The sequence below is a fragment of the Bacillus sp. TL12 genome (assembly GCF_022625245.1).
In the GTDB taxonomy this organism is placed as follows: domain Bacteria; phylum Bacillota; class Bacilli; order Bacillales; family Bacillaceae_G; genus Bacillus_A.
This window is the reverse complement of record NZ_JAJJBY010000001.1, coordinates 96,610-122,694: the sequence shown is the minus strand read 5'-3', so window position 1 is coordinate 122,694 and position 26,085 is coordinate 96,610. Positions and strand designations below refer to the sequence as shown.

The following is a 26,085-nucleotide window of genomic DNA, read 5'->3' as shown; positions in this document are numbered from 1 at the left end:
CTTTTTAAGTAGAATGAAAGGTTCGAAGAATTGCTGTATTTATGTTACAATAACAGAGATTTAATAGGGAAATTCCAGTTCTTTGAGCGTGAAAATACGAATGGATTAGGAGTGACTGTGTTGGAGCTAAGTCTCTTTGAAAATACTGCTCTGATTATATGTTTTGTTTTGTATGTTGGTAGTGTTATTGTTTACATTTCAAGAAAATTTTCACAAGAACGAAACTTAGAAAAATCGGAAATAACAGCTGAGCTAGAAATGTTAGCCGGTGAAAGTGATAAAAAACAAAAAATAAAAGAGGACCATCAGGCCCCCCACCACTTAAACGTAAAATAAGTTTTGAAGGTGGGGCCTTTTTTACAAGATTCCTCTTCTATTATTATCGTGAGCGCTAAAAAGGAGTTTCCCTTCTGTTTGCATAAATAAGGAGCTAAGTGTATATAAAAGGAGAACCTGTTCAAACGGTGTTTTTAAGTGTATTCTATTTGCGAGTTGTATTACCAAAAAAATATTATGTTAAAAAGGAATTTTAACCTGACAGGTTTCTATCGCTAATAACAAAGGGAATGTTTGACAAAAGTCAAACAAGGTAACCATATAAGTAGAAGAAGAAATTGTGTTATACTGGGGGAAAACATAGCCTAGATTAAGAAAAAATCTTATTCTAGATAATTACCATAGATTATCACTTTGTTTTTTTACTTTTGAGTGTAATGAGATAGGCGAGAGTGTCTGCGAAATCTTTCCTCTTTTTTTCGTTAGCGAGTATGATATCAAGTTTAGCTGCTCCAATTACAAGACGTATATCATAGTTCTCTAAAAAGAGGGTCATGTGTTCAGCAAACATGGGCTTAAACCATTGCTCATTCCGTAAGCATTTTATATTCCCAGAAATTTTCTCTTCTGTTGGATATTGATCTGTACCTAAGGGCATTCCGTTTAAAATTGTCACTAGACCTTCCAAAAAATTATCTAGCATGCATATTTCCTCCGGTTCTTTTGGATTTAGTGTATGCAGTATATCTTTTTAATTGCATACTATTGTAGGGAATATAGATCTCAATCTGATATTAGGAAAATACTTACTACAATAAGTTCTGTTTTACCTTTCCATATTCTTTTGATTATTCCTGCGATTTATACAAAATTACCCTGCGCTCAATGTATTTTTTGCATGAAAACACTCAGAGGATCTGCGTCAATGAGGTAATACGACTTCCTCTGTCTATATAAATGGTAAAATACATAAGGCATCTAGTTTATTGAAATATGTAAGGGTGTGCAATCAAAAAGTGAAAGAGAGTTTTTAGTGAAATATATATTTAAAAATAAAAAAGATATAAAGGAGCTATAAACATGAATTTAGAACAAGGATGGGAAACAAGCTTCTTAGAAGTTGTTCAAAAAAGTGAATTCAAAAAAGGTGCACTGCGTAGCCAGCTACTTTGTACGGACGGAGAAGAAGTAGAAGAACTTGCAGATGATTATGGATATGATGAAATTGTAACTCGTGAACATGATGAAGAACTCGCAGAAATTTTAGGTGAAGAACTCTTTAGTGAAATGGAACGTTATGTATTTCTATCTTCGCAACCGGAAGAAAAACTCATTTCATTTGTAAATGGATTAGGATTTCATATTTTAGATTGGATTGTTCTTCTTGAAACAGAATTTGGTATAGATAGTGCAGTGTTTTCAGCGGATGCAGTAAAAATGCTGGAAAAACGTTTTAGACAGTTCCCGTATATAGAGGATAAGACAGTTTTTGATATGACAATTGGAGAAGCAATGGATGTATTAGAAGCTGTGACGAGCTTACAATTGAAAGAGAAGATGAATATACAATAATGAAAAAGAACGTGAGATAATCACGTTCTTTTTTTACATAATAATAACTTTGTCAGTTAATTTCTTCTGTCCTGTAAGAAGTGCATTTAAATACTCGACTTTTCGGATGCAAGATTGAATGTGTTTTTCAACTTCTTGTAACTCTGCTTGATGGTGGGTTTCAATCGGATGAATTTGCACGTTAAATTTTTCAAATTGGCTGCTGTATGTTATTTCTGCATAGCCGCTCATGATATCAGTTTGGTTATGAAATGAAAATTGTTTTGTTTCTTCACAGTATGTTACATCTTGAAATCCGTATGATTTTAATGCTTCGATTACTTTTGTAATAATTGTTATATCCATTTTTCTCCCTCTTTACGCAGTTCTGCTTTTCTATTATAACATGAAAAAAAACTAAGAAAACGCTTCCAAGTGTTTGTTTGCACAATTTTTACGTATAATTTATCAAAATGAAATAAAGAAAAAATAATTGTAATAAAGGAAGGACTCTTTTACTTTTTCATCATATATATACATAAATAGTGCAATGAAAGGAAACGTATTTTCAAGTTGAGTGTAGTAAAAGAGGTGAGAATCTTGAATTTTGATATTACAGGACAAAAAGCATATGTAAAAGATGGACCGTATCGGAATCGAATTGGAATTGTAAAGCAAAAAGAAAAAACGGAAGGAACGAGTTTTATTATTGTTATTGATGATCAAATAATCGATGTAGAATTAAAAGATATCGTTTTAGTAGGAGTAGATGTAGGGCAATTTCATGAATGGTGCGAGCAAAATGGCTATTTGTAAAAGGGACGGGCTGTGAAGAGGAACTTTTATTCTTATTATGTATTTGAAAATTATATAATAGAGAATGATGATGAGGATATTATGCTCAATATAGGGGCATATATCCTTTTTCTGTTTATACATTTGGTAACAAATAAAAGTTTTATTTATAATATTTAGAAATAAAAGATAATTAGTTGATATAGTAATAAATTTCCATTAATCTATAAGTAGAAACAGTGTAATAATGCTACAATAAAATATTCAAATGGACAATCAAACATGGAGGAAACCAAATGAACCTAATGCAGAAAGCAATAGATATGGCAGAAATCTATAAACAAAATCCAAAAGTAGAAGCAATTCTTTTGGCAGGATCCGTATCAAGAAACTGGCAAGATAAAAATTCAGATATAGAGTTGCATATTTTATGGTCAGCACCGCCAGAAGATGAAGATCGCGAAGGGCCTATTAAAAATGTTGGTGGTACCATTTTGGCGTATCATCCGTATGAAGAGGAAGAGTGGTCGGAATCTTATGCAACGAAAGATGGGATTAAATTAGAAATAAGTAACTTTTTATCTATAACAGTTGAACATTTTATTTCTGATGTAGTGGACAAGTATGAAATTGATTATGAGAAACAATGTATTGTGGCTTCCGTTCAGGATGGTGTGAGCTTGCATGGGAAAGAAACAATTAGAAAGCTAAAAGATAGAATTGCAGAATATCCGTTAGAACTTTCCAAACCGATGATTACAGAGAATCTTTTACTAAGTAATCGATGGAATAACCGCGAAGCACTTTTAACACGCCAAGATTGGCTTATGTTATACGATGTAATTTGCGAAGTGCAGAAGAATGTACTTGGTGTTTTGTTCGGTCTTAATAAAATGTATGTACATCACCCTGCATTTAAATGGATGCCTTATAATATTGAACGAATGACAATAAAACCTGAAAACCTTTATGAGCGAATGACCAATATCCTGATAGGAAATCCAGAAAACAGTGTAAAGGAATTGGAATTATTAGTCGAAGAAGTATTGATTTTGGTGGAGAAACAATTTCCGGAATTGGATCTTTCAGAGCAAAAGAAACAGATTAGTTATGCAAAATAATGATTGTAGGGGATGGTGTTATGGAATATATCATGGATAGAGTATATGCAAGAGAGCTACTTGAACGTGCATATAAACAAAACTCTGGCCCTTGGTATAAACATTCGATACATGTTGCCCAGGCTACTGAAAACATAATCTTAGAATTTATGAAACAAGGATATGATGTGAATCATGATTTGGCTTACAATGCAGGGTTGCTTCATGATATTGGTAGGTATAAAGGTTTCACAAAATCTGTTATACATTCTTATGATGGATACATGTACTTAGAACAATTAGGATTTAGAGGGAATGCGATTAAATGTGTAACGCATTCATTTCCTTGTGGGAATAAAGACATAGAAGTTGCAGCTGCTTGGGAGCTTGTTCCTCTAAACATGAAAGTGAAGCTTATAGAGATATTAAATGAAAACAGCAACTATGATTTATACGATAAAGTTATTACTCTTTGTGATGCTTTAGCTGATGATAAAGGATTTACTACACTTGAAAAAAGATTGATCTCAGTTGGATTGAGACACGGCACCAATGCTCATACTTCTTCTCATTGGAAAGGATTTTATAAAATAAAAAAAGAAATAGAAGCGTTAATCGGAATAAGTGTATACAGATTTCTTCCGGGAGTTGAGGAATCGATTTATACTGATATTCAGTATTGAAAATTGTATGAAGGGGTGAGTGAAATGAGAAAAACTCTGTGCTTGTTTATGATAATGCTAGTGTTTTTGAGTTTAATTGGATGTTCTAATATTGCAAGTTCTTCAAAAATTTCTTCATCAACTGAACAAAAAGAGGAAAAAGAAACATCAATAGTATTTGAGAAAAAACAAATAAAAGAAATGAATTTAGTGAGGATAGATCAAGATAATATTTCTAAAGCAGGAACGGATAGTGAAGATCTAATAAATCAAATTGTTACCGCAATCAAAGCTGGTACATCTAAAAAAATATCTTTAGATAAAAAAGTAAGGGATGCTGTACATGCTAATATGGAAGTCATTTTTAATGATGATACTAAAGAAAGTTTGTTAGTCTGGATAGATGATAAAAATAACATTATAATCGCAAAAGATGTAGATAAAAGTTCTGTTCAAGGAATTCAAATAAATGAGGATGTTCCTAAAATAGTATTAAAATTTTTAAAACAAGTATAAGGAATAAAAAAGGAATGCTATATCAATTAGCATTCCTTTTTTATGAAGGTCACTTCTTATGAAGCAGCTTCCTCACTTTTTACATCATTTTGATTATACGTATCATGATCTAATTCACCAAGCCATTTACTAGAAATAAGACCTGCTGTCATTGATCCACTTACGTTAAGAGCTGTACGACCCATATCGATTAATGGTTCAACAGAGATAACAAGAGCGACAATTCCGATTGGTAAGTTCATTGTAGAAAGTACGATTAATGCTGCGAATGTTGCTCCGCCACCAACACCGGCAACGCCGAATGAGCTAATCGCGACAACGGCGATTAAAGTTAAAATAAATTGTGGCTGTAATGGATCAATACCTACCGTTGGAGCGACCATCATAGCCAGCATAGCTGGATAAATACCTGCGCAACCGTTTTGACCGATAGATACCCCGAAGGAAGCAGCAAAGTTCGCAATTCCTTCAGAAACACCGAGCTTTTCTTTTTGTGCTTCAATATTTAATGGCATTGTACCTGCACTAGAACGAGAAGTGAAGGCAAATGTTAGGACTGGGAATACCTTTTTCAAATATTGAACCGGATTTAAACCAGATAGAGCAATTAATAATAAGTGAATCACAAACATAACGATAAGTGCTACATAAGATGCTAAAACAAAGTTACCAAGTTTTAAAATGGCATTTACGTCACTACCAGCGACTGTTTTTGTCATAAGAGCTAATACACCGTATGGAGTCAAGCGCAAAATTAATGTTACCATGCGCATTACAATTGCATAAACAGCATCAAGCATTTTCTTAAATAACTCTGCTTGTTCTGGATATTTTCTTTTCACACCGATAAAGGCTATTCCGATGAACGCCGCAAAGATTACAACAGAAATTGTTGAAGTTGGACGTGCGCCCGTTAAATCAAGAAATGGATTTGTAGGTAATAATTCCAATAATTTTTGTGGAACTGGTGTTTGTTCAATGGAGCTAAATTTTTCTTCCACTAATTTTAAGCGAGCTGTTTCTGAATCACCTTGTTGTAAACCCGTTGCTTGAACATCAAACCCTGCGCTTGCAGCAATACCAACAGCGGCAGCGATTCCAGTTGTAAGGATTAAAACTCCGATAATAAGTCCGCTAATTTTACCAAGGTTTTTTGTTAATTTTAACTTCGTAAATGCTGAGATAATAGAAACTAAAATCAGTGGCATAACAATCATTTGTAGCAGTTTTACATAGCCACTACCGATTATGCTAAACCAGTTATTTGAATCGATAATAACTTTAGAAGTAGGTTCATAGATAAATTGTAAAATAAGACCAAATGTAATTCCGACCCCTAAAGCAGTAAATACGCGTTTATTAAAAGATACATGCTTGCGTTGCATATAATATAATATGCCAACCAATATGAGCATGACCGCAACGTTAATACCAACTAGCAGTGTATTCATGACGATTCCCCCTAATTCCGATCTGTTATATAAACTATATTCAAACAAAACATATAAGTCAACTAGGCGATTGAAAAAATAAAAAAAGATGGCAATTGCCATCTTTTTAATGTCCAGCCCCAGGGACAAGTAGGAATGTTGTATAGTATGTAAATCCAATGAAGAACACGGTTAAATATGCCCCAAATACGTATATATACATACGCTCTGTTAATTTTAAATAACTTAAAAGTACGAAAAATCCTGTTTGTCCTAAAAATAATAGTGCAGTTGCATGCATATCCCCTAAGTAAAACATAACTGAGAAAATTCCAGTCCAGAAGCCGAGAACGCGAAACATGCGCTCCATGCAATCTCCCTCCTTTTCTAAAAAAGTAAACCTCTCTTCATTATAGTTTATTTTTCTTATTATTGTAAATATTTGCGAAAAAAGAAAAGAAGCCAAATATAATTGACTTCTTTTTGACACATTTTCATATGAGGAAATTATAGATGAACTTTGTAGTTGCAAGATTTACATCCGTCTAATAAGTTATCATGTCGTGTTAATTCCATGTTCGGGAATAGGATTTCAAAAATCCCCTTCATCATATCGCTATGCATATTGCAAATTTCTTCAGGGTGATGAACAGCAACTTCTTTAAATGGACAATTGTACACATCATAGAAAATTTGTGTGCCATCTGTGCTTAATTCAAATGAAGGGGATAAGCCAGCAGTTAATAACGCTTCTTTTGCAATTTGAACTTTGTGTTCTAATGTTAATGAATTTTCATTAACATTTAAACGCTGCATATGTTGTTCCATTAATTCTTTACCAAATTGTTTGCCTGTTTCATATAGTGCCTTTTCACCAGCTGCACCAAGGCTCAGTAATGAATTAAAAGCGATTTTCGCTAATAACTGATAATCGCGAAATGGGAATTGTAATTGAATTAAGTCTTCAGACAATACATATAACCTGCTTGGTCTTCCGCCTTTTCCTGTTTTCTTCGTTTCAGATCGTAGCATATTAACATCTTCTAATTTTGATAAATGTAGACGTGCCACGTTTGGATGGATATTAAATTCATCTGCAATTTCTTGTACAGTTACGTAACTATGCTTTTGAGAAATATATTTATAAATATAATAACGAGTTGGATCAGATAGTACACCTGTAATTTTTAAAGCTTGCTCCATGAGGATCTCCACCTTTATCACTTTATCCAAGATATTAACATTATAATACAGATAAAGTTGCATATAGGTAATTTTAGTCAATAATTCAGAAAATGTTCATATTTTCACAAACATATTTTTCCTTTTTCGGATAGAGAAAACGTGAAAGTTGCGATTTTTCTTGCGCACCTCTTCATGATATAAACATAGTGAGGGGGCGATAATGATGAATGGTGTTGAACATTTTGCTAATACAATTATGAAAGAAGCATGCGCATTACAGGCATCCGATTTACATATCGTGCCGCGGCAAGAGGATGCAGTTATACAATTACGTATTGGAAAAGATTTAGTAACGAAGCATTGTATTAGAAAAGAATTTGGAGAAAGACTTGTTTCGCATTTTAAATTTTTAGCGTCTATGGATATAGGGGAAAGGCGCAAGCCACAAAATGGATCATTGTATTTACAAATTGATGGGCAAGAAGTTCACTTGCGTCTTTCTACACTTCCAACTGTATATCACGAAAGCCTTGTCATCCGTTTACACTTGCAAGCATCGATTCAACCACTTTCCCATCTCTCTTTATTTCCAAGCTCGGCGAAAACACTTCTCTCTTTTTTACATCATTCTCATGGATTACTCGTATTTACTGGGCCAACAGGATCTGGAAAAACAACAACAATGTATGCTTTGCTAGAGGTAGCTAAAAAGGGGCAAACGCGCCGCATTGTTACACTGGAGGATCCAATTGAAAAGCGAAAGGATGGTTTATTACAAATTCAAATTAATGAAAAAGCAGGTATCACGTATACAACAGGTTTAAAAGCGATTTTGCGCCATGATCCTGATATTATTTTAGTCGGTGAAATTCGTGATGAGGAAACAGCGAAAGTAGCTGTGCGTGCAAGTTTAACAGGACATTTAGTTATGACAACGCTACATACAAACGATGCAAAAGGGGCTGTACTGCGGTTGATGGATTTCGGAATTACACCGCAAGAAATTGAACAATCATTGCTTGCTGTAGCGGCGCAGCGCCTTGTGGAATTGAAATGTCCATTTTGTAAAGGGAAATGTTCGCCGCTTTGTAAAGCGATGAGGAAAGTGCGACAAGCAAGCATTTATGAGTTGTTATATGGCCTTGAATTGAAACAAGCGATTCGTGAAGCGAATGGAGAGCATGTAACCTATCATTATGAAACATTGCAATCGTGTGTAAGAAAAGGGTATGCCTTAGGATTTTTAGAAGAGGATGTTTATGTTTGAACGAAAAGGGTGGAGATTACATGAGCAAGTCTTGCTATTAAAAAGGCTTGGTGAATTGTTAGAAAAAGGTTATCCGCTCTTACAGGCGCTAGAATTTTTACAGTTTCAATTATCTTCTGCAAAAAAGTTACAACTGCAGCATATTATCGAAGAATTGAAAAATGGACAAAGTTTACATGATGCTTTTCAGCAAATGATGTTTCATCCGGACATATTAAGTTATTTATTTTATGCCCAGCAACATGGTGATGTTTCTTTTGCTTTAAAGCAAGGAAGTGTACTCCTCTATAGGAAAGATAAGCATCAAAAGGATATGATGAAAGTTCTCCGTTATCCGATTTTTTTATCTCTTTTTTTACTAGGAATTCTTGCTGTATTCAACCTTGTTTTGCTTCCTCAATTTGAGACATTGTACAGTTCTTTACGTGCAACTTCAGCTTCCTTTTCAGATCAAATTATGTCCTTTATTCAAATGCTCCCATATATCATTGGCGGATTTTTTCTCGTTATTTTACTAGGAGTATGCGTATATGTGTTTTATCTACGAAAGCTTCCTCCCATTCAAAGGGTAAGTATTATGGTGCGTATTCCCCTTATCAAAACATTTCTTATTTTAACAAACTCTCATTATTTCTCTGTTCAATTAAGCGGCCTATTACAAGGCGGATTATCGGTACTCGAAGCTTTAACGTTAATGATTGAACAAAAACATCACCCGTTCTTTCAATGTGAAGCCACTCGAATTGAAGAGTTATTAACGGCGGGAGAACAGTTGGATTCTATTATTATGAAGAGCAGTTATTACGAGCGTGAACTGTCTTACGTTATTGCGCATGGACAAGCAAACGGAAACTTAGCGACAGAATTAGGTGATTATAGCGAATTAACGATTGAAAAAATGGAAGGAAAGATTCAACGTATTTTAGTCATTATTCAGCCACTCCTGTTTACATGCATTGGCATAATTGTTGTTCTTATGTATTTAGCGATGATCATGCCGATGTTTCAAATGATGAATTCTATTTAGGAGGTAAGTTATATGAAAAATGAAAAAGGATTTACTCTTTTAGAGATGCTGTTAGTGATGGTTGTTATTTCGGTATTGCTTCTATTAATTATTCCAAACGTCATTAAACAGCGTTCTTCCGTACAAGGAAAAGGTTGTGATGCTTACGTAAAATCGGTCGAATCGCAAGTGCAGGCTTATCAATTACAACATAATAAGATACCTACCATCGACGAATTAGTGAAAGATAAGTACATTACTTCCACAACGTGTCCAAAAGGGGAACAAATTAGTATTTCAAGTGATGATGGTGCAGTATCGGTAGTTGGAAAATCGTGAAACAACAGGGATTTACATTTTTAGAGATGCTCCTCGTTCTATCCATCATCTCGATATTGAGCGTTGTTACTTATTTTAACGTTACACCATTATATGAAAGGCAGAAAGTCGAACAGTTTTTAAAACAATTTTCGCAAGATATATTATATATGCAGCAGTTAGCTATAAACCGCCGGAATCTTCATATGTTACGATGGGTCCCTGAAAAACATATGTACAGTATTTGGGAATCTGGGGATAAACGTTCCTTGTTTATCCGGGAATATGAACGTGATATAAAGATTGATTTAAATACTTTTCCGAATCCAATGACCTATAATGCAAATGGGAATATAAACCAAGGTGGTACAATCATACTTTCTTATCGCTCACACACTTATGAAGTTGTATTTCAACTTGGGAGAGGGAGATTTGCGTATCGTGAAGTGCCAAAAAGGATCTGTTATGCTCGAGATGCTCGTATCGTTAAGTTTATTAATGATGGCTGTGTCACTGTTGCTTCCGCAAACACTTCTTATTATGCAAGAAAGAAAAAATATTCAATTTCGGTATAAAGCACATGTAGTGTTGAAGAGGGAAGCGGCGCTATATATGTATCAAAATCGGCCGAAGCAGCAAAAAGAGGAGACAATAGATGGTGTTGTATACAAGACGCATTGGCAAGGAGAAGAGGTTTGTGCAATTTGGAAAGACGTTAAACAAAAAAGAATGGAACAATGTCGCTATGTCCAAAAGTAAAAAGGGAGAAGCAGGATTTACGTTATTAGAAATGCTGTTATGTGTATTGTTTTTATCTACTTTCTTTCTTCTTGTGCCGCGCCTCCATGGTTTATTTATCGAGAAACCGTATTCGAAGCAAATAAATAGTTGGGAATGGGATGTGTTCATGGAACAAGTGCAATTAGAATTTAGGGAGAGTCAGATGGGAAAAGGTGTTCAGTTAGAAAATCAAGAAGATTTACTCCTTTTTCAACTGAGTAGCGGAGTTAATGTAACATATGAAGTGTTAGGAAATAATATCGTGAGAAAAGTAAATACGCTAGGGATGGAGATTATATTACAAAAGGTAAGTTCGGTTTCTTATGACGTAACACCTAATGTATTAACCATACATGTGCAAGATATAAGGGGTAAAATGTATCATGGTATAGCAACACGTTACACACCTATTGAGTTGAAAACATGAGAAAGCAAGATGGTTTTGCGATGCCAGGAACATTAATTCTTCTTTTCTTACTGTTTTCATTTTTTATATATGAAATAAATATGTTACAATCTGATCAAAGATTTTATAAAGAGGCGCAGCAGAAATTTTTGTTAGAAGAGATCACCGATCAAGCGATTGCCTCGATAAAGGCAGATTTGCTGGAAAAAGAACAAAATGATGTATTTTCATTTCGATATAAAAATGGTGAGGCGAGTGGGAACTATGCATTTGAGAACAAACTCGTTTTTGTTACATTACAGTGCATGACGAGACAAAAGCATTCTTATAAAGTGAACTTTCAATACGATAAAATAAATAAACGGGTTATGAATTGGGTAGAGGAGAGATGAGGTAGAAGGTTCATTACTGTTACGTTTTGTTCTTGATACAGAATTAAGGGCAAAACGTTTTTTATTAATGTGCGCAAGTTACATATAAAATAAACCCCATCAGTCAATTTTTCGTTATAATACAAATAATTAAACAATGACCAACTCGATAGAAAAGAGGTAACAAAATGAAATCCATCTACCTAACAGGTTACATGGGAGCAGGAAAAACAACAATTGGGAGAGTGCTAAGTGAACGATTGCATATTCCAGTTGTAGATATAGATCAAAAAATTGAGGAGAAGCAAGGGAAGTTAATTCGTGATATCTTTGCAGAAGAAGGGGAAAATACATTTCGGCAATATGAAAGCGAAATGTTGTGCTCTTTGCCGACGAGTAACTTAATTATTACAACTGGTGGAGGTATCGTTGAGCGAGCTGAGAATCGCCAGTGGATGAAAGAAAATGGGACGGTTGTGTATTTATATTGTGATCCGTATGTTATTGCGGAACGCCTTCGCGAAGATATGACGCGTCCATTATTTCAAAAAGAAAACATAGGGGCGTTTGTAGAGAAGTTTGAGAACCGCCGGGCATATTATGAAGAAGCTTATATCTATATAAATACGACAAATAAAAATGTGGAAGAGATTGTGAAAGAGCTACTGCGAAAGATTAATGCGTAAAAAAGTGGGCATACTAATCAAGTAGAGGTGATGATAATATGTCTACTAATGATTATGTGCGTTTTGTGACGCAACAATTTGTATCATATATGGATGCTCCAAAAGAGGATCGAAAGCAGAAGAAAGAACAACGCCGTGCTGAAAAAGCACCGTTTTTAAACAGATGGTTTGGAATGATGCCTCTTAGTGCTGCTTTGTTTTATCAAAATGTAAAGAAGAAAAGAAAAAAAACAAGTTAATAAAAATTGGAATGATTTACCGCTAGTGATTATGCTAGGCGGTATAGTAAAATTTTTGCGACGAGTATATACTTGTCATTGATTCGACAGACAAACCTATGAAAATCCCCCTGTACATGTACAGGGGGATTTTCATTATTTCTTTTGATGATCTATACTCTATTGGGTAGATTCGCTCTGTTCAGTTACTGCGTGTATTTTATTATTCACCCATACAAATCCTATACCAATACATATAGAAATTCCCCAACCAACTGCAGTCATGATTGCTCTCATTTCACCATATCCTTCCACACCAAACACAGAGATGAAATAGATTTTTAAAAAGCTTTTTAAAATGAATTGGAGACCGAAAAATAGTGTTAAATATTGCAGTGCTGGATATATGCGTTTGTCGCGGTAAAGGACGCGACTTTTATCTCGGTCATGTCCTTGCAGTGCTGCAATATCAGCTGCGAAATATAACATGAGTGGTTTTTTAATAAAGATTGTGCAAATAACAATGCACCCGAGTACGATATGATAATATGCGTCATTCCAAAGCATTCGCTCGGCAGATCCGGATAATAGATCTACTGCCGTGTTAGCAACGAGGGTAATTAAAATAAAGAACCCTGTGACGTTGAACTGCTTTTCTTTCTTAAAGCAGTACAGTGTATAAAGAATTCCCGGTACCGAGGAAATGAGCATTGCATAATAAGGATCAATATGTGCTTTTGCAAATTTCCAAATAACAAAAGGGAAGACGAGGTAAAAGACAATATCGAATATAGCTTTTTTATTTTGATTCATTTTATGCCTCCTTAAGTAATAGGTATATTTTACAATAGAATTTCTGAATATTGTACAAGATTAATTGATAATGAAAGTTAAAAAATCGATATAAATCCCTTCTTTTTGGTTAGGAGAGAGAATTTAGCCATGTATATAAGCGGTAAATGCTATGTAAACATTTTGAGCGTATACGAAATGAAGCGAAAATCATAGTTTGGTAGAAATAAAAAGATTGCCCCTAGCGTGGTAATCTTTTTTAGTATATAATAATTAAAACGCTTTCATTTTTAAAAGTTTGTTCACAAAATTGACGAAAACTTAGGTTATTCCTATCGTCATGTTGTTTTATAATGAAACTAATCATCTATACATGCATACAATATTGTGAAATAAATAACATAAATAATCTATATAAATGTAAACGTTACCAAAAAGAGAGGTGGAGGCAATGAGTAAATTTTTTTTCAATCATAATCCAGCAACAATAGAAGATGGAAGGCTTGTAGAATATGCTGAAATTATTTATGGTGAAGGTGGCCGTTCTGTATTAGAAAATTTAATGGTGAAAGCATCTATCAGATTACGTGATCGTTATCCGGATAAATCTGACGAACAGATCTCTCATCTTGTAAATCAAGGCTTACACGATATGTTTCAGAAATATGTAAAGGAATAAGAGGAGCGAAAAAGCTCCTCTTATTTTTGTATAAGGATTGCACATGTAGCTGACAATAAGAACGAATTTGAAAAACATAAGGGGTGAAAAAGATGAGCAATGGCGTAGGGCGTTCGAAAAAGAATCTTCCCACAGATGCAAACCATGTGAGTGCAAAAGACAGGGAATATCAAAAACGAATGACAGAAAAGCAGCAACAAGAACATAACGATGGCCGGAAGTATAATGGAAAAATATAAGAAAAGCTCCTTCTCATATGAAGGGGCTTTTCTCATGAAAAAAATGATTAGCGGTTACATAAAAGAGTCCACCATTTATAATTTGCATTGTAATACGAGGTTCGTATTGCTCTTGTAATGCTTGCTTTTCTATTTTGTAGCTTTCGGGAAGCTCTTCGCTTTCTTCGTAAAAGCGATTTAGAAGCGCTAAGTCATGGTTCCAGCGCACATGTGCTTCTTCAGCCCATGTATGATTATCTGCTGCGATGAGATTTTTTAGTGCATCTTCTATTCGCTGGAGTCCGCTTTGTGGCTTAATAATTGGAGTAAGCGTAAAACTGAAATCTGGTATTTTTGGCGTGAGCCGAATTTTTGCTAATGTTTCATGAAAGTTTGTAATCATTGTCCCAGAAATAAGATGAATCCCAATGGAATGAAGCATGTCTTTTTTTCGATCACATTGATAACATACTTTGACATTAACGCCAAGCCATGGGTGAAGTGGTGTATGAGTTGTACCACCTGAATTCACTTCTTCGAATAAACGTATGTAGGATCCAAGTTCTTTTGTTGTTTGAAAGATTTGATGCAGGCGAGGAGAGCCATAGTGAATAAGCTCACCTTCCTCCTCTTCGTTCTCTGGATTTGTAATGAGAGTAAGTTTCATCGGATTTGGAACGCCGCCTGTTTTCTCAAGGTAATGCCAGTAAAAAGGGCGATTCATCAATAGTTTATCCATCTCAATTGTTAATTGTACATCTAGTAGATGCGGGGAACGTCGGGAAATTTCACAGTCGTTTGCTTCAAAAAAACTCCATAAATAATTATGAATTTCATGTTGCTGCATAACCTTGCACCTCAGCTTCGTTTCTCTTCGCAAAGTCGATGATGGATGTTAAATTTTCCATTTTAATTCGAATTTCTCCTTCGCTCTTTGACCCTGCGAAAATCTCTTGAATATGCGCATCGATATTTTTCATATTGATTCTTGTTAAAATCTCATCAAGTTCACCGATGACTCGCTCAAATAAATTGATTTTTTCGTATAGAAGTTTCAAAATATGTTCTTCAACTGTATGCTTTGTCGCTAAGTTATAAATATGGACATCATTTTTTTGTCCAAGCCTATGAATACGTCCAATCCGTTGTTCAAGCCGCATTGGGTTCCAAGGCAAGTCATAGTTAATCATATGACTACAAAATTGTAAGTTAATCCCTTCACCGCCTGCTTCTGTTGCGATTAACACTTGCGCATGATTTTGGAAGAGTTCTTTCATCCAATCTTTTTTTCCGCGTTTGAATCCACCTCGAAAGGGAACTGATGAAATACCATGTTGTTTTAAAAACCATTGTAAGTACATTTGTGTTGCTCTATATTCTGTAAAGATAACGACTTTATCATCAATTTCTTTTATAAGCTCTAGTGCTTGATTTGCTTTTGAATTAAAAGGAATATGGTTGATTTTATCCATTAAAACATCGATATATGGATCTGGTATATAATTTTCATTTTCTTTTTGTCTTTTTTCTACATGTTTTTTAAGTGAATAATAAACTGCTTCCCGGCTACTGCATACTTCTCTTTTCAAAGTTAATGATGAAAAGGCAGAGGTAAACGCGTCTTGTCCTTTCCAATGTTCAATCGCGTTATACAGAGCTCGTTCTTCTCCATTAAAATCAACAAATATGGTTCGAACGTGCCTTTTAGGCCACTCAATCCCTGTACCGTTTCGGCGATTTCGTACCATGACTTTGTTAATAAGGGCTTTCAAATCTTCATCTGACTCTGTAGAGCGATTTTTAGAAGCATAGTATTCTTCGAAGTTAGATTGATTCCCTAAATGACCGGGTTTTAATAAAGAAACAAGATTAAAGATTTCATCGATTTTGTTTTGGACAGGTGTTGCAGTTAGTAATAAACAAAACTTCTTTTTTAGACGCTGCGCAAATTCATAGTTTTTTGTTTTATTATTTTTGAGTTTATGTGCCTCATCAATAATGATGAGATCATATTCTAGGTTCAAAACGATATCACGATGCGGTGAACGCTTTGCTGTATCAATTGATGAAACGATGACGTCAGCTTGTTCCCATGAGTAGCTTTTTCTCTGGGCAACTGCAGGGATAAAAAACTTGGTGTTAAGTTCATATGCCCACTGGGAAACAAGGGAGGCTGGAACGAGTATAAGTACTTTTTTAACAAGACCACGCACCATATATTCTTTTAAAATCAGACCCGCTTCAATTGTTTTTCCAAGTCCAACCTCATCTGCTAGTATCGCTTTTCCATTCATTTGCTCAATCACAGTTTGTGCAACTTCTAATTGATGAGGAAGCGGTGTGAAATGAGATAAATGTTTTGGTGCTTGCAAACCATCGAATGTAGGGACAAGTAACGACTTTTCTGTTTCGTAGGCTAAATTATACAATTCCCAATTTGTCCAAGGACCGTCCTCATCAATTCGTTTTAAAAAATTTTCTTGCCATGTCCGATCTACGGAAATATCAACATTCATGAAAACTCTCCCACCTTTTGTAAACTAAAACGGTTATTATTATATCCTTCACCCAAAACGATAATTTCTAGCATTTTTAGGGGAAGTCGTTTTTGCAAGTATAAGAATAAAAAATTCCAAATTATTTTTTATGCTAGAATATTGATGAAATAGATCGAAAAATGTTAGGATAATGGTGTGAAATGAATGGAATCTTTCGTATTTTATCCAAGAAAGTACTTTTTTATTTACGCTTTCATAAAAAAATGCATTGAGATTCCGTATATCCCATCTTTTCTGAATGAAAAATGTTTAGATACGGGAAGCCAACTTTTATTGATTTGTCATAGACAGCATAAGGGGGAAAGAACATGATTACATTACAACGTACACCGCTATTTGATGTTTACGCGAAGTATGGTGGGAAAACAATCGACTTTGGTGGTTGGGAATTACCAGTTCAATTTTCAAGCATTAAAGAAGAGCACGAAGCTGTTCGTACAGCAGCGGGTCTTTTTGATGTGTCTCACATGGGAGAAGTAGAAGTAACGGGCACAGATAGTTTAGCATTTTTACAACGTGTTGTTACAAATGACGTTTCTACCTTAAAGGTAGGAGGCGCACAATATACAGCAATGTGTTACGAAAATGGTGGTACTGTAGATGATTTATTAATCTACAAACGTGGCGAAGAAGACTATTTATTAGTAATCAATGCATCGAACATCGAGAAAGATTACGAATGGTTAGCAAGTCATGTAATTGGCGATACGAAAGTAGTCAATGTTTCTAGTGAAATTGCACAGCTTGCAATTCAAGGACCAAAAGCAGAAGGCATTTTACAAAAAGTTGTGTCAGAAGATTTAAAAGAAATTAAGTTCTTTAAATTTAAAAACGATATTCTTGTAGATGGTACTCCTGCACTTGTATCACGCACTGGTTACACAGGCGAAGACGGATTTGAAATTTACTGTAAGAGTGAAGATGCTGCAAAACTTTGGGAGAAACTTCTTGAAGTTGGAGCAAAAGACGGCTTAAAACCATGTGGTTTAGGAGCACGTGATACACTTCGTTTTGAAGCAACACTTCCACTTTACGGTCAAGAATTATCGAAAGATATTACACCAATTGAAGCTGGAATTGGTTTTGCAGTAAAAACAAACAAAGAGGTAGATTTCTTTGGAAAAGAAACATTAAAAGAATACAAAGAAAACGGTGCACCTCGTAAATTAGTCGGTATTGAAGTAATTGAGCGCGGTATTCCTCGTACACATTATCCAGTATATGTAGGCGAAGAAAAAATCGGTGAAGTTACAAGTGGTACACAATCTCCAACGTTAAAGAAAAGCATTGGCTTAGCATTAGTTGATGTAAAATACGCAGCAGTTGATACAGAAGTAGAAATTGAGATTCGTAATAAACGCGTCAAAGCAGTAGTCGTTCCAACACCATTTTACAAACGTTCAAAGTAACGGGGAGAGGGGTAGATTTCATGTTGCATCGTTATCTTCCAATGACAGAAGAAGACAAAAAAGAAATGTTACAAACGATCGGCGTTCAAACGATCGATGAATTATTTTCTGATATTCCAGAGAGTGTTCGTTTTAAAGGGGATTTAAAAATTAAACAAGCGAAGTCAGAACCAGAACTTTTAAAAGAACTGACTGGTATGGCTCGTAAAAATGCGAATTTAAAAGATTATGCTTCCTTCTTAGGAGCAGGCGTATACGATCATTATGCTCCAGTAATTGTTGATCATGTTATTTCTCGTTCAGAATTTTATACAGCGTACACACCATACCAACCAGAAATTTCACAAGGGGAATTACAAGCGATTTTTGAATTCCAAACAATGATTTGTGAATTAACAGGAATGGATGTGGCAAACTCCTCTATGTATGACGGAGGTACAGCTTTAGCAGAAGCGGCAATGCTAGCAGCTGGTCATACTCGTAAAAAGAAAATTCTTGTTTCTAAAGCAGTTCATCCAGAATCAAGAGCAGTACTTGAAACATATGCAAAAGGTCAACATCTTGAAGTTGTTGAAATTGATTATAAAGACGGCGTAACAGATTTAGACGTATTGCAAAGCGAAGTAGATGATACAGTAGCTTGTGTAATTGTTCAATATCCAAACTTCTTTGGACAAGTTGAAAAGTTAGCTGATATTGAAAAAATCGTTCATGAGCAAAAGTCATTATTTATCGTTTCTTCAAATCCATTATCATTAGGTGCATTAACACCACCAGGAAAATTTGGTGCTGATATTGTAATCGGTGATGCACAACCATTTGGTATCCCAACACAGTTTGGTGGACCACACTGCGGTTATTTCGCAACAACGAAAGCATTTATGCGTAAAATTCCAGGGCGTCTTGTAGGACAAACTGTAGATTCAGATGGTAAACGTGGTTTTGTATTAACATTGCAAGCTCGTGAACAACATATTCGTCGTGATAAAGCGACATCTAACATTTGTTCTAACCAAGCATTAAACGCATTAGCAGCATCTGTTGCGATGACAGCACTTGGAAAACAAGGTGTGAAAGAAATGGCGCGTCAAAACATTTCTAAAGCACAATATGCAAAACGTCAATTTGAAGCAAAAGGATTTACAGTAACATTTGCTGGTCCATTCTTCAATGAATTTGTTGTAGATTGCAAACGTTCAGTACAAGAAGTAAATGATGCATTAGTTCAAAAGAATATTATCGGTGGTTATGACCTGGGCCGTGATTATAAAGAGCTAGCGAACCATATGCTTTTAGCAGTAACAGAGCTTCGTACAAAAGAAGAAATTGACACACTTGTAAACGAAATGGGGGCTATCCAATGAAGAACCAAGACCAAGCACTTATTTTTGAAATGAGTAAAGAAGGACGCGTAGGATATAGCTTACCCCAATTAGATGTAGAAGAAGTAAAATTAGAAGATGTGTTTGAGAGCGATTATATTCGTACTGAAGATGCAGAGCTTCCAGAAGTATCGGAGCTTGACATTATGCGTCATTACACAGCACTTTCAAACCGTAACCACGGCGTTGATTCTGGATTTTATCCATTAGGGTCTTGTACGATGAAGTACAACCCAAAAATCAATGAGAATGTGGCACGTTTCCCAGGCTTTGCGAATATTCATCCGCTTCAAGACGAAAAAACGGTGCAAGGTGCAATGGAATTAATGTACGACTTGCAAGAACATTTAATTGAAATTACAGGTATGGATACTGTTACACTTCAACCAGCAGCTGGTGCACATGGAGAATGGACAGGATTAATGTTAATCCGTGCATACCATGAATCAAACGGTGACTTTAACCGTACGAAAGTAATTGTGCCGGATTCTGCGCACGGAACAAACCCAGCGTCTGCAACGGTAGCAGGATTTGAAACAATTACAGTAAAATCAAATGAGAATGGTCTTGTTGATTTAGAAGACTTAAAACGTGTTGTGAACGAAGAAACAGCAGCACTTATGCTAACAAATCCAAATACACTTGGTTTATTTGAAGAAAATATTTTAGAAATGGCAGAAATCGTTCATAATGCAGGTGGTAAATTGTATTATGATGGTGCGAACTTAAATGCGGTATTAAGTCAAGCACGTCCTGGTGATATGGGATTTGACGTTGTGCATTTAAACCTTCATAAAACATTTACAGGTCCGCATGGCGGCGGTGGCCCAGGTTCTGGTCCAGTAGGTGTAAAAGCAGATTTAATTCCGTTTTTACCAAAACCAATTTTAGAGAAAACAGAAAATGGTTACCACTTTAACTACGATCGTCCACAAGCAATTGGACGCGTAAAACCGTTCTATGGAAACTTCGGTATTAACGTTCGTGCTTATACGTATATTCGTTCTATGGGTCCAGATGGACTGCGCGCAGTAACAGAATATGCTGTATTAAATGCAAACTATATGATGAGAAGATTAGCTCCGTTCTATGATCTTCCATTTGATAGACATTGTAAGCATGAGTTTGTATTATCAGGTCGTCGTCAAAAGAAACTTGGTGTACGTACATTAGATATCGCAAAACGTCTGCTTGATTTTGGCTACCATCCACCAACAATTTACTTCCCACTAAACGTGGAAGAATGTATTATGATTGAGCCAACAGAAACAGAATCAAAAGAAACGTTAGATGGATTCATCGATAAGATGATTCAAATCGCAAAAGAAGCAGAAGAAAATCCAGAGGTTGTACAAGAAGCACCACATACGACGGTAATTAAGCGTCTTGATGAAACGATGGCTGCTCGTAAACCAGTTTTACGTTATCAAAAGCCAGCTCCTGTACAAGTTTGAGCATATGTAAAATGAAAAGAACTCGCTATACGCGAGTTCTTTTTTTTGTGGAGAATTTGTGCAGAAATTATGAAAATCATGTAAAGAATTTTTAGGTTTTATGTAATAGTGCGGAAGAAAGTTGTTTTTTAGGTTTTATTGTTGAAAAAGTCAGTTTGATAAAATTGTGTATTTTTGTTAGAATTTTATTGAAATTAAGAGGGTGTAATGAGAGAGACGTAACTCATTTTTATGTATATGTGAAAAAACGAACAATTTGGGGTGAGAGAATGGGCTATAAGTGTTACAGGATGGTGTATCATTTAGAAAATGGTAAAACGATTAAAGATATAAAGGAATTTTGTTATCGGGATCATGGGAAAATGTTAGAGCGTGTAGCACATCGTGTAATGGATAACGTAGAAGTGACAGCAATTGATAAGCAAGGAACAATTATTTCAATAGCTTGCGATGACATTGTAAAAGTAGAACTCGATTATATAAAAGAAAGTTAACCTTGAGTCATATCGAATTATTCGATAAAATATACTGTTGAATGGTGAAGTGAGAAGAGAGGAGTTTATCATGGGTAGTACAAGACACTTTTATATGTTTGTTTTAGCGTTTGCACTTGTTGTGGCATTAACGGTATATTTAATTGTTGATAGCAGCTGGTACAATGCAGTGCATCCAGCATTTCTTATTTTTATGTATGTAGGAATTGCGGTTGTTAGTTTTGGGATGAGAGATGAAATGTTAGATCGCTTTGAGAAGTGATACATATACAAAAGACCAACAGGAAATAGTTGGTCTTTTTTTCTTGCCAAAAATAGGATGGTGTGTATATACTGTGCATATAAAGTATATACAGTATATACACATTGGAGGGAAACATGGATATTATCATTTCAAATTCTTCTCCAGACCCTATTTATGAACAAATTAGTAAGCAGTTAAGGCAGCTTATTTTAAATGGTCGTTTAAAGGGTGGAGATCAATTGCCATCTATTCGCGTATTAGCAAAAGAATTACAAATTAGTGTGATTACGACGAAACGTGCGTATGAGGAACTTGAAAAGGAAGGTTACATTGAAACGGTTGCGGGAAAAGGGTCGTATGTCTCTGGGCAAAATAATGAGCTTATAAGGGAACAACGATTGCGTTTACTAGAAAGTAAAGTGGAAGAAGTTGTTCAGGAAAGTAAATTTTTGCAGCTTTCACTTGAAGAGTTAGAGCAAATGATCGCGTTTTTATATAAGGGGGAATAAGCGACATGTTAGAGTTGAAAAATATTTATAAAAACTATAAAGATTTTTCGGTGAAAAATGTAAGTTTTGCATTGCCACGTGGATATATTATGGGATTTGTCGGGCCAAACGGTGCCGGGAAAAGTACGACTATTAAAATGATAATGAACTTAGTAAAACAAAATAGTGGGGATATTATGATTTTTGGGAAAGACAATCAAAAAGCAGAGAAGGAAATTAAGCAAAATATCGGATTTGTGTATGATGAAAATCACTACTATGAAGAGTTAACGTGTGAACAAATGAAGCGAATTATCGCACCACTATATAAAAAATGGGATGAAGAAAAATATCAATCATATATGGAGCAATTACAAGTTCCAAACGACAAGAAGATTAAGCAGTTATCAAAGGGGATGAAAATGAAATTTGCAATTGCGATGGCGTTATTGCATCATGCAAAGCTTATCATTATGGATGAACCAACATCAGGTTTAGATCCAGTTGTCCGCAGTGAACTGCTTGATATTTTGCAAGAGATTGTAATGGAAGAAGAAGCATCCGTACTATTCTCAACGCATATTACAACTGATTTAGAGCGAATTGCTGATTATATTACATTTATTCACGAAGGTGAAATTATCTTTACGGGAGAAAAAGACGAAATATTAGAAAAACATGTGATTGTTAAAGGAAGCAATGACTTATTAGATCCAGAAGGAAAAGAACTTTTTGTTGGAATACGTAAAAATAAATTTGGTTTTGAGGGTTTAGCGAAGGATAAGCAAGCGATTGAAGATTGGTTTGGGAGTGAAGTTGTACTAGAGAAACCGACTTTAGATGATATTGTTGTGTACATGGCGAAAGGGAGGGGTGCTTATGCGTCAACTCGTATATAAGGACCTATTCTTTTTTTATAAAATGTGTATTGGTTATTTTGTGATACCAATTGTACTCTTTCTTTTAGATATTGACGATGGTCAAATTGCGTTTATGATGAGTTGCTTATTTATTCCAATGTTTTCATTTGAAACAATAAAATTTTTTGACCAAAAAAATAAAAGTGAACAGATTTTAAACAGTTTACCGTTAGAAAGAAAGGATATTATTGTAGCTAAATATATTTCCTGTGCAATATTTATTGTAATAGGAATAATGACTACAACAGCTGTTGTTTTAATAGGTAGAGGAATCTCGTCAATTGGTGACAGTAGTATATATCATCCAAATTTATATATTGATGTTCCATGGTATATAGTGATTAGAAGTATGGTATTAGCTGTTTTATATTTTGCTATTTGCATCCCTATTGAGTATGGGAGAAAGAAGAAGGGGAAAGGGATAGCAAGTGTAATGTCTGCATTAGCAGCAGCGTTCTCAGTTGGGATTAGTTTTTGGATAGTTGATGGTTCAAGAGAGCCTTTTGGTCATTCGATTTTGAATGTATCGCACATTGCTATCCTTATAACAGGTGGAGTTATATTAGTGAGTATATATATTCTTTCGATGGTGTTCACAATTAAGCTTTATGAAGAACGCGACTTATAAAAACAGGAAAGAGGATTCATATGAAGCAACTTATTATGAAAGATTTTATTGTGCAAAGGAACATGCTCATTTGGTATATCATGTATCCTTTTTTATTCTACATGGCAACGCACAATAACCATAGTACATTCACACTTACGACAGTTATTATTCCTGTTATATTGATGATGAGAACTTTTTATAGTGATGAAAAAAATCAAATCGAAAAAATGTTTAATAGTTTACCGATATCTAGAAAACAAATAATATTGGCAAAGTATATGTTTGCATCGATTATTTTAATGATCAGTGTTATCATTGCTTACTTTACAGTAGGTATTCAGCTACGGAATGGGACAGTGGATTTTATAGAAACGACAGTTGTAGCTAGTATGAGCCTCAGTTTTATTGTTTTTAGTTTAATTTTACCAATATACTTTTTGTTCGGTTATCAGAAAACGTTTATGATTGCTTGTTTTATATTAATTGCACCTATATTTATTTTAGAAGTTTTCTTTAAAGTAAATATAGAGCGATTGAATTTACATAGTGGGTTTTTATTCATAGGTGCAACTTGTATGATGCTGTTATCGATGATAGTTTGTACAAAATTATATGAACAAAGAGACCTATAAAAAGGGAGAGAAGATAATAAAAATCATAGGTATTCTATTTAGCATTGCTGGACTTCTCCTGATCATCGGAATTGGAATAGGAACAACAATACATGTCATTCCTTCATCTATTTCAGTACCTACGTGTCTATTGTTCGGAACAATTTTCGTAATAACAGGGAGTATCATTAGAAAAAAGGAAAAACGTACAGTGAAAAAGGTGTCTCATCATAAGACACCTTTTTCACTAGGCAAAATAACAAAGGAGTAACTTATAAACTAAAACGGTACTTGGCATCTCTTTTGGTGCATGTAAGATTAGGCTGAAACATATTACAAAGAAAAGAAATAAGAAGAATAACAATAGGATATGTTTATGTATGGAATTTTGCATATAACCAGCTCCTTGGGGATAGTATGTCCCGCAAGTTTAGAAATATGAATAGATTTCAAAAAAGTGGGAGAGTGATGAAATGATGAGAAAGCGGGAATCTATAAGAAAAATGCTGTATGGAGTTGGATTAATTTTCTTTTCTTTAGGTCTTATGTTAATGGGATTTTATAGTGATCTTAATTTTTTTGGACATACAAATAAACTTGCTGGAGTTAGGGTCTTTATTTTTGGAGTATTATGTTTGAGTGTATCTAATTTTTTTCGGGCACCAAGAAACAAAGAAGGGTAAATAAAAAGGACAGTTACTTCTTTTCAGAAGGACTGTCCTTTTTAAATAGTTTGTTCCAAAGTTTGGCGATACTCCAAACGATAATGATTGTAATGGATGCAATAATCGACCAAACGATGGATGCGACTTCAGGTGCCATGTTGGGAAGGAATGTAAGAACAGAAATAACTTTATGGAATAGCCATTCTATCATATGAAAGCTCATTTGCAGTAGAATAACGATTCCAATCAGAGTTCCTGTTAGAAGCTGTTTCCCCTTTTCTTTCCACATGACATTCACCTCACGTTAGCTCATTAATTTTAAGCCAACTGCACCGCATAAAATGCAGCTTAAGAAGGCAAGACGACGCCAATCAGCTGATTCGCGGAAGATCAAAATGCCTAAAAGTGCACTTCCAGCCGTTCCAATTCCTGTCCAAATTGCGTAAGCTGTTCCCATCGGTAATGAATCCATTGCAAGTGATAAGAAGAAGAAGCTTACGCCAAAGTTGGCAATTAAAATAAGCTTAGGTGTCCAGCCTTTCTTTTCGGTGGCTACTTTCATAAACAGTACACCAACGATTTCACAAATACCAGCAATAATTAAAAATACCCATGCCATTTTATGCGGCCTCCTTCTCTTCTTGTTCACCTGTTACTCGTTTTAAACCAATTACTCCGAAGAAGATTAAACCGATTAATAAAACTTTTACAATTGAAAAAGGTTCTCCAAAAATAAAAATCTCTGTAAGAACGATTCCACCAGCTCCGATACCTGTAAACACAGCATATACAGTTCCTACAGGTAAATCTTTATAGGCTTTAAATAATAGGACAAAACTAATTGTAATTAATAGAGCGACACCAATCCATTCAAGTGGTGCCTCTGCGTGCTTTAGTCCAATCACCCAAAAAATTTCAATAATACCAGCTAAAATTACATAAATCCATGCCATATATTATTTCTCCTTCCTACCAGTCGTTAGGTAAAGGGCTG

The 26,085-nt window shown here is 34.9% G+C and carries 37 protein-coding genes and 1 pseudogene; 26 read left to right on the top strand and 12 right to left on the bottom strand.

Going from position 1 to position 26,085, the window contains the following annotated elements; all coding sequences use genetic code 11:
- The first annotated feature begins 33 nt into the window (after positions 1-33).
- Entirely contained in the window at positions 34-336 is a 303-nt protein-coding gene (locus LOK41_RS00740) for a DUF3966 domain-containing protein (protein ID WP_217447890.1), read from the top strand.
- A gap of 349 nt (positions 337-685) precedes the next feature.
- Here LOK41_RS00740 and LOK41_RS00735 read toward each other — a convergent pair whose 3' ends face one another.
- The gene (locus tag LOK41_RS00735; protein ID WP_241814773.1) at positions 686-979 is read right to left on the bottom strand and encodes a hypothetical protein; all 294 of its coding nucleotides are present in this window, start codon (positions 977-979) and stop codon (positions 686-688) included.
- Positions 980-1,356: 377 nt separating this feature from the next.
- Between LOK41_RS00735 and LOK41_RS00730 the strand changes: the two genes are divergently transcribed.
- Positions 1,357-1,848: a hypothetical protein gene (locus LOK41_RS00730; RefSeq protein ID WP_241814772.1), complete on the top strand. Its 492-nt coding sequence runs from the start codon at positions 1,357-1,359 to the stop codon at positions 1,846-1,848.
- A 33-nt stretch (positions 1,849-1,881) separates the two neighbouring features.
- Here LOK41_RS00730 and LOK41_RS00725 read toward each other — a convergent pair whose 3' ends face one another.
- Entirely contained in the window at positions 1,882-2,193 is a 312-nt protein-coding gene (locus LOK41_RS00725) for a hypothetical protein (RefSeq protein WP_174099012.1), read from the bottom strand.
- A 234-nt stretch (positions 2,194-2,427) separates the two neighbouring features.
- Between LOK41_RS00725 and LOK41_RS00720 the strand changes: the two genes are divergently transcribed.
- The 4 genes from LOK41_RS00720 (at position 2,428) to LOK41_RS00705 (ending at position 4,900) form a co-directional block, all read left to right on the top strand.
- Positions 2,428-2,643 carry a DUF3912 family protein gene (locus LOK41_RS00720; protein WP_241814771.1) on the top strand — a complete coding sequence of 72 codons (216 nt, stop codon included), beginning with the start codon at positions 2,428-2,430 and terminating at the stop codon, positions 2,641-2,643.
- Positions 2,644-2,918: 275 nt separating this feature from the next.
- Positions 2,919-3,743 (top strand): DUF4037 domain-containing protein, encoded by an 825-nt coding sequence (locus tag LOK41_RS00715; protein WP_241814770.1) that lies wholly within the window; start codon positions 2,919-2,921, stop codon positions 3,741-3,743.
- Positions 3,744-3,763: 20 nt separating this feature from the next.
- Complete coding sequence (locus LOK41_RS00710) at positions 3,764-4,405, top strand: HD domain-containing protein (RefSeq protein ID WP_241814769.1); 642 nt, start codon at positions 3,764-3,766, stop codon at positions 4,403-4,405.
- 24 nt (positions 4,406-4,429) lie between these two features.
- Positions 4,430-4,900 (top strand): hypothetical protein, encoded by a 471-nt coding sequence (locus tag LOK41_RS00705; RefSeq protein WP_241814768.1) that lies wholly within the window; start codon positions 4,430-4,432, stop codon positions 4,898-4,900.
- Between the two features lie 56 nt (positions 4,901-4,956).
- On the opposite strand, the gene LOK41_RS00700 is transcribed toward LOK41_RS00705, so the two are convergent.
- From LOK41_RS00700 to LOK41_RS00690, 3 genes are all read right to left on the bottom strand, one after another.
- Positions 4,957-6,351, bottom strand: coding sequence for an L-cystine transporter (locus LOK41_RS00700; RefSeq protein ID WP_241814767.1), 1,395 nt, complete (start codon positions 6,349-6,351; stop codon positions 4,957-4,959).
- A gap of 106 nt (positions 6,352-6,457) precedes the next feature.
- Entirely contained in the window at positions 6,458-6,700 is a 243-nt protein-coding gene (locus LOK41_RS00695; RefSeq protein ID WP_006096019.1) for a DUF2626 domain-containing protein, read from the bottom strand.
- A gap of 137 nt (positions 6,701-6,837) precedes the next feature.
- Positions 6,838-7,533 carry a helix-turn-helix transcriptional regulator gene (locus LOK41_RS00690; RefSeq protein WP_241814766.1) on the bottom strand — a complete coding sequence of 232 codons (696 nt, stop codon included), beginning with the start codon at positions 7,531-7,533 and terminating at the stop codon, positions 6,838-6,840.
- Between the two features lie 205 nt (positions 7,534-7,738).
- On the opposite strand from LOK41_RS00690, the gene comGA reads away from it, so the two are divergent.
- From comGA to LOK41_RS00645, 9 genes and pseudogenes are all read left to right on the top strand, one after another.
- Positions 7,739-8,782 carry a competence type IV pilus ATPase ComGA gene (comGA, locus tag LOK41_RS00685; protein WP_241814765.1) on the top strand — a complete coding sequence of 348 codons (1,044 nt, stop codon included), beginning with the start codon at positions 7,739-7,741 and terminating at the stop codon, positions 8,780-8,782.
- On the top strand, positions 8,769-9,809 hold the full coding sequence (gene comGB / locus LOK41_RS00680) for a competence type IV pilus assembly protein ComGB (RefSeq protein WP_277818421.1): 1,041 nt from the start codon (positions 8,769-8,771) through the stop codon (positions 9,807-9,809). Before comGA ends, comGB begins: the two co-directional genes overlap by 14 nt.
- Positions 9,810-9,821: 12 nt before the next feature.
- Entirely contained in the window at positions 9,822-10,127 is a 306-nt protein-coding gene (gene comGC, locus LOK41_RS00675; protein ID WP_174099019.1) for a competence type IV pilus major pilin ComGC, read from the top strand.
- Positions 10,124-10,567: pseudogene (gene comGD, locus LOK41_RS00670) on the top strand (competence type IV pilus minor pilin ComGD); the annotation flags it as partial. The gene comGC and the pseudogene comGD, both read left to right, overlap by 4 nt.
- The gene (gene comGE / locus LOK41_RS00665) at positions 10,548-10,865 is read left to right on the top strand and encodes a competence type IV pilus minor pilin ComGE (RefSeq protein WP_241814763.1); all 318 of its coding nucleotides are present in this window, start codon (positions 10,548-10,550) and stop codon (positions 10,863-10,865) included. The pseudogene comGD and the gene comGE, both read left to right, overlap by 20 nt.
- A complete protein-coding gene (comGF, locus tag LOK41_RS00660) occupies positions 10,762-11,313 on the top strand; it encodes a competence type IV pilus minor pilin ComGF (RefSeq protein ID WP_481748790.1) in 552 nt (183 codons plus the stop codon). The genes comGE and comGF overlap by 104 nt, the downstream gene beginning before the upstream one ends.
- Positions 11,310-11,684 (top strand): competence type IV pilus minor pilin ComGG, encoded by a 375-nt coding sequence (comGG, locus tag LOK41_RS00655; RefSeq protein ID WP_241814762.1) that lies wholly within the window; start codon positions 11,310-11,312, stop codon positions 11,682-11,684. The genes comGF and comGG overlap by 4 nt, the downstream gene beginning before the upstream one ends.
- 167 nt (positions 11,685-11,851) lie before the next feature.
- Positions 11,852-12,349 (top strand): shikimate kinase, encoded by a 498-nt coding sequence (locus LOK41_RS00650; protein ID WP_241814761.1) that lies wholly within the window; start codon positions 11,852-11,854, stop codon positions 12,347-12,349.
- A gap of 38 nt (positions 12,350-12,387) precedes the next feature.
- Complete coding sequence (locus tag LOK41_RS00645) at positions 12,388-12,588, top strand: YqzE family protein (RefSeq protein WP_000106078.1); 201 nt, start codon at positions 12,388-12,390, stop codon at positions 12,586-12,588.
- A gap of 159 nt (positions 12,589-12,747) precedes the next feature.
- On the opposite strand, the gene LOK41_RS00640 is transcribed toward LOK41_RS00645, so the two are convergent.
- A complete protein-coding gene (locus LOK41_RS00640) occupies positions 12,748-13,380 on the bottom strand; it encodes a VC0807 family protein (RefSeq protein ID WP_241814760.1) in 633 nt (210 codons plus the stop codon).
- Positions 13,381-13,618: 238 nt separating this feature from the next.
- On the bottom strand, positions 13,619-13,726 hold the full coding sequence (locus LOK41_RS29070; RefSeq protein WP_337678462.1) for a GTP pyrophosphokinase: 108 nt from the start codon (positions 13,724-13,726) through the stop codon (positions 13,619-13,621).
- An 84-nt stretch (positions 13,727-13,810) separates the two neighbouring features.
- On the opposite strand from LOK41_RS29070, the gene LOK41_RS00635 reads away from it, so the two are divergent.
- Positions 13,811-14,038: a hypothetical protein gene (locus LOK41_RS00635; RefSeq protein WP_000032697.1), complete on the top strand. Its 228-nt coding sequence runs from the start codon at positions 13,811-13,813 to the stop codon at positions 14,036-14,038.
- A gap of 92 nt (positions 14,039-14,130) precedes the next feature.
- Positions 14,131-14,277: a hypothetical protein gene (locus tag LOK41_RS00630; RefSeq protein WP_000064866.1), complete on the top strand. Its 147-nt coding sequence runs from the start codon at positions 14,131-14,133 to the stop codon at positions 14,275-14,277.
- A 13-nt stretch (positions 14,278-14,290) separates the two neighbouring features.
- Here LOK41_RS00630 and LOK41_RS00625 read toward each other — a convergent pair whose 3' ends face one another.
- Together LOK41_RS00625 and LOK41_RS00620 are read right to left on the bottom strand one after the other, a co-directional pair.
- Complete coding sequence (locus tag LOK41_RS00625; protein WP_241814759.1) at positions 14,291-15,103, bottom strand: YqhG family protein; 813 nt, start codon at positions 15,101-15,103, stop codon at positions 14,291-14,293.
- Positions 15,090-16,772: a DEAD/DEAH box helicase gene (locus LOK41_RS00620; protein ID WP_241814758.1), complete on the bottom strand. Its 1,683-nt coding sequence runs from the start codon at positions 16,770-16,772 to the stop codon at positions 15,090-15,092. The genes LOK41_RS00625 and LOK41_RS00620 overlap by 14 nt, the downstream gene beginning before the upstream one ends.
- A gap of 350 nt (positions 16,773-17,122) precedes the next feature.
- Here LOK41_RS00620 and gcvT point away from each other — a divergent pair, with 350 nt between their 5' ends.
- The 9 genes from gcvT to LOK41_RS00575 all read left to right on the top strand — a co-directional run bounded on the left by gcvT (position 17,123) and on the right by LOK41_RS00575 (position 24,447).
- Positions 17,123-18,223, top strand: coding sequence for a glycine cleavage system aminomethyltransferase GcvT (gcvT, locus tag LOK41_RS00615; RefSeq protein ID WP_241814757.1), 1,101 nt, complete (start codon positions 17,123-17,125; stop codon positions 18,221-18,223).
- Between the two features lie 20 nt (positions 18,224-18,243).
- Positions 18,244-19,587 (top strand): aminomethyl-transferring glycine dehydrogenase subunit 1, encoded by a 1,344-nt coding sequence (gene gcvPA / locus LOK41_RS00610; protein ID WP_174099028.1) that lies wholly within the window; start codon positions 18,244-18,246, stop codon positions 19,585-19,587.
- Positions 19,584-21,059, top strand: a complete 1,476-nt coding sequence (gene gcvPB, locus LOK41_RS00605) for an aminomethyl-transferring glycine dehydrogenase subunit 2 (protein WP_174099029.1) — start codon at positions 19,584-19,586, stop codon at positions 21,057-21,059. The genes gcvPA and gcvPB overlap by 4 nt, the downstream gene beginning before the upstream one ends.
- A 269-nt stretch (positions 21,060-21,328) precedes the next feature.
- Entirely contained in the window at positions 21,329-21,553 is a 225-nt protein-coding gene (locus LOK41_RS00600) for a DUF3929 family protein (RefSeq protein ID WP_098358946.1), read from the top strand.
- A gap of 70 nt (positions 21,554-21,623) precedes the next feature.
- Positions 21,624-21,815, top strand: a complete 192-nt coding sequence (locus LOK41_RS00595) for a hypothetical protein (protein WP_241814756.1) — start codon at positions 21,624-21,626, stop codon at positions 21,813-21,815.
- A gap of 116 nt (positions 21,816-21,931) precedes the next feature.
- Entirely contained in the window at positions 21,932-22,306 is a 375-nt protein-coding gene (locus tag LOK41_RS00590) for a GntR family transcriptional regulator (RefSeq protein WP_241814755.1), read from the top strand.
- A gap of 5 nt (positions 22,307-22,311) precedes the next feature.
- Positions 22,312-23,184, top strand: a complete 873-nt coding sequence (locus LOK41_RS00585) for an ABC transporter ATP-binding protein (protein WP_241814754.1) — start codon at positions 22,312-22,314, stop codon at positions 23,182-23,184.
- The gene (locus LOK41_RS00580; protein WP_241814753.1) at positions 23,165-23,833 is read left to right on the top strand and encodes an ABC-2 transporter permease; all 669 of its coding nucleotides are present in this window, start codon (positions 23,165-23,167) and stop codon (positions 23,831-23,833) included. Before LOK41_RS00585 ends, LOK41_RS00580 begins: the two co-directional genes overlap by 20 nt.
- 20 nt (positions 23,834-23,853) lie before the next feature.
- Entirely contained in the window at positions 23,854-24,447 is a 594-nt protein-coding gene (locus LOK41_RS00575; protein WP_241814752.1) for an ABC-2 transporter permease, read from the top strand.
- A 675-nt stretch (positions 24,448-25,122) separates the two neighbouring features.
- Here LOK41_RS00575 and LOK41_RS00570 read toward each other — a convergent pair.
- From LOK41_RS00570 to LOK41_RS00560, 3 genes are read right to left on the bottom strand one after another with little or no spacing between them, the layout of a single operon-like run.
- Positions 25,123-25,380, bottom strand: coding sequence for a DUF3975 family protein (locus tag LOK41_RS00570; protein ID WP_241814751.1), 258 nt, complete (start codon positions 25,378-25,380; stop codon positions 25,123-25,125).
- Positions 25,381-25,395: 15 nt separating this feature from the next.
- Positions 25,396-25,710: a DMT family transporter gene (locus tag LOK41_RS00565; RefSeq protein ID WP_221782413.1), complete on the bottom strand. Its 315-nt coding sequence runs from the start codon at positions 25,708-25,710 to the stop codon at positions 25,396-25,398.
- Between the two features lies 1 nt (position 25,711).
- Positions 25,712-26,044 (bottom strand): DMT family transporter, encoded by a 333-nt coding sequence (locus LOK41_RS00560; RefSeq protein ID WP_241814750.1) that lies wholly within the window; start codon positions 26,042-26,044, stop codon positions 25,712-25,714.
- Between the last annotated feature and the right edge of the window lie 41 nt (positions 26,045-26,085).

Coding starts and splice junctions, on each gene's coding strand:
- LOK41_RS00735 (WP_241814773.1), bottom strand. CDS start 979: ATGCTAGATAATTTTTTGGAAGGTCTAGTGACAATTTTAAACGGAATG.
- LOK41_RS00730 (WP_241814772.1), top strand. CDS start 1,357: ATGAATTTAGAACAAGGATGGGAAACAAGCTTCTTAGAAGTTGTTCAA.
- LOK41_RS00725 (WP_174099012.1), bottom strand. CDS start 2,193: ATGGATATAACAATTATTACAAAAGTAATCGAAGCATTAAAATCATAC.
- LOK41_RS00715 (WP_241814770.1), top strand. CDS start 2,919: ATGAACCTAATGCAGAAAGCAATAGATATGGCAGAAATCTATAAACAA.
- LOK41_RS00710 (WP_241814769.1), top strand. CDS start 3,764: ATGGAATATATCATGGATAGAGTATATGCAAGAGAGCTACTTGAACGT.
- LOK41_RS00705 (WP_241814768.1), top strand. CDS start 4,430: ATGAGAAAAACTCTGTGCTTGTTTATGATAATGCTAGTGTTTTTGAGT.
- LOK41_RS00700 (WP_241814767.1), bottom strand. CDS start 6,351: ATGAATACACTGCTAGTTGGTATTAACGTTGCGGTCATGCTCATATTG.
- LOK41_RS00695 (WP_006096019.1), bottom strand. CDS start 6,700: ATGGAGCGCATGTTTCGCGTTCTCGGCTTCTGGACTGGAATTTTCTCA.
- LOK41_RS00690 (WP_241814766.1), bottom strand. CDS start 7,533: ATGGAGCAAGCTTTAAAAATTACAGGTGTACTATCTGATCCAACTCGT.
- comGA (WP_241814765.1), top strand. CDS start 7,739: ATGAATGGTGTTGAACATTTTGCTAATACAATTATGAAAGAAGCATGC.
- comGB (WP_277818421.1), top strand. CDS start 8,769: ATGTTTATGTTTGAACGAAAAGGGTGGAGATTACATGAGCAAGTCTTG.
- comGC (WP_174099019.1), top strand. CDS start 9,822: ATGAAAAATGAAAAAGGATTTACTCTTTTAGAGATGCTGTTAGTGATG.
- comGF (WP_481748790.1), top strand. CDS start 10,762: ATGGTGTTGTATACAAGACGCATTGGCAAGGAGAAGAGGTTTGTGCAA.
- comGG (WP_241814762.1), top strand. CDS start 11,310: ATGAGAAAGCAAGATGGTTTTGCGATGCCAGGAACATTAATTCTTCTT.
- LOK41_RS00650 (WP_241814761.1), top strand. CDS start 11,852: ATGAAATCCATCTACCTAACAGGTTACATGGGAGCAGGAAAAACAACA.
- LOK41_RS00645 (WP_000106078.1), top strand. CDS start 12,388: ATGTCTACTAATGATTATGTGCGTTTTGTGACGCAACAATTTGTATCA.
- LOK41_RS00640 (WP_241814760.1), bottom strand. CDS start 13,380: ATGAATCAAAATAAAAAAGCTATATTCGATATTGTCTTTTACCTCGTC.
- LOK41_RS29070 (WP_337678462.1), bottom strand. CDS start 13,726: ATGATTAGTTTCATTATAAAACAACATGACGATAGGAATAACCTAAGT.
- LOK41_RS00635 (WP_000032697.1), top strand. CDS start 13,811: ATGAGTAAATTTTTTTTCAATCATAATCCAGCAACAATAGAAGATGGA.
- LOK41_RS00630 (WP_000064866.1), top strand. CDS start 14,131: ATGAGCAATGGCGTAGGGCGTTCGAAAAAGAATCTTCCCACAGATGCA.
- LOK41_RS00625 (WP_241814759.1), bottom strand. CDS start 15,103: ATGCAGCAACATGAAATTCATAATTATTTATGGAGTTTTTTTGAAGCA.
- LOK41_RS00620 (WP_241814758.1), bottom strand. CDS start 16,772: ATGAATGTTGATATTTCCGTAGATCGGACATGGCAAGAAAATTTTTTA.
- gcvT (WP_241814757.1), top strand. CDS start 17,123: ATGATTACATTACAACGTACACCGCTATTTGATGTTTACGCGAAGTAT.
- gcvPA (WP_174099028.1), top strand. CDS start 18,244: ATGTTGCATCGTTATCTTCCAATGACAGAAGAAGACAAAAAAGAAATG.
- gcvPB (WP_174099029.1), top strand. CDS start 19,584: ATGAAGAACCAAGACCAAGCACTTATTTTTGAAATGAGTAAAGAAGGA.
- LOK41_RS00600 (WP_098358946.1), top strand. CDS start 21,329: ATGGGCTATAAGTGTTACAGGATGGTGTATCATTTAGAAAATGGTAAA.
- LOK41_RS00595 (WP_241814756.1), top strand. CDS start 21,624: ATGGGTAGTACAAGACACTTTTATATGTTTGTTTTAGCGTTTGCACTT.
- LOK41_RS00590 (WP_241814755.1), top strand. CDS start 21,932: ATGGATATTATCATTTCAAATTCTTCTCCAGACCCTATTTATGAACAA.
- LOK41_RS00585 (WP_241814754.1), top strand. CDS start 22,312: ATGTTAGAGTTGAAAAATATTTATAAAAACTATAAAGATTTTTCGGTG.
- LOK41_RS00580 (WP_241814753.1), top strand. CDS start 23,165: ATGCGTCAACTCGTATATAAGGACCTATTCTTTTTTTATAAAATGTGT.
- LOK41_RS00575 (WP_241814752.1), top strand. CDS start 23,854: ATGAAGCAACTTATTATGAAAGATTTTATTGTGCAAAGGAACATGCTC.
- LOK41_RS00570 (WP_241814751.1), bottom strand. CDS start 25,380: ATGTGGAAAGAAAAGGGGAAACAGCTTCTAACAGGAACTCTGATTGGA.
- LOK41_RS00565 (WP_221782413.1), bottom strand. CDS start 25,710: ATGGCATGGGTATTTTTAATTATTGCTGGTATTTGTGAAATCGTTGGT.
- LOK41_RS00560 (WP_241814750.1), bottom strand. CDS start 26,044: ATGGCATGGATTTATGTAATTTTAGCTGGTATTATTGAAATTTTTTGG.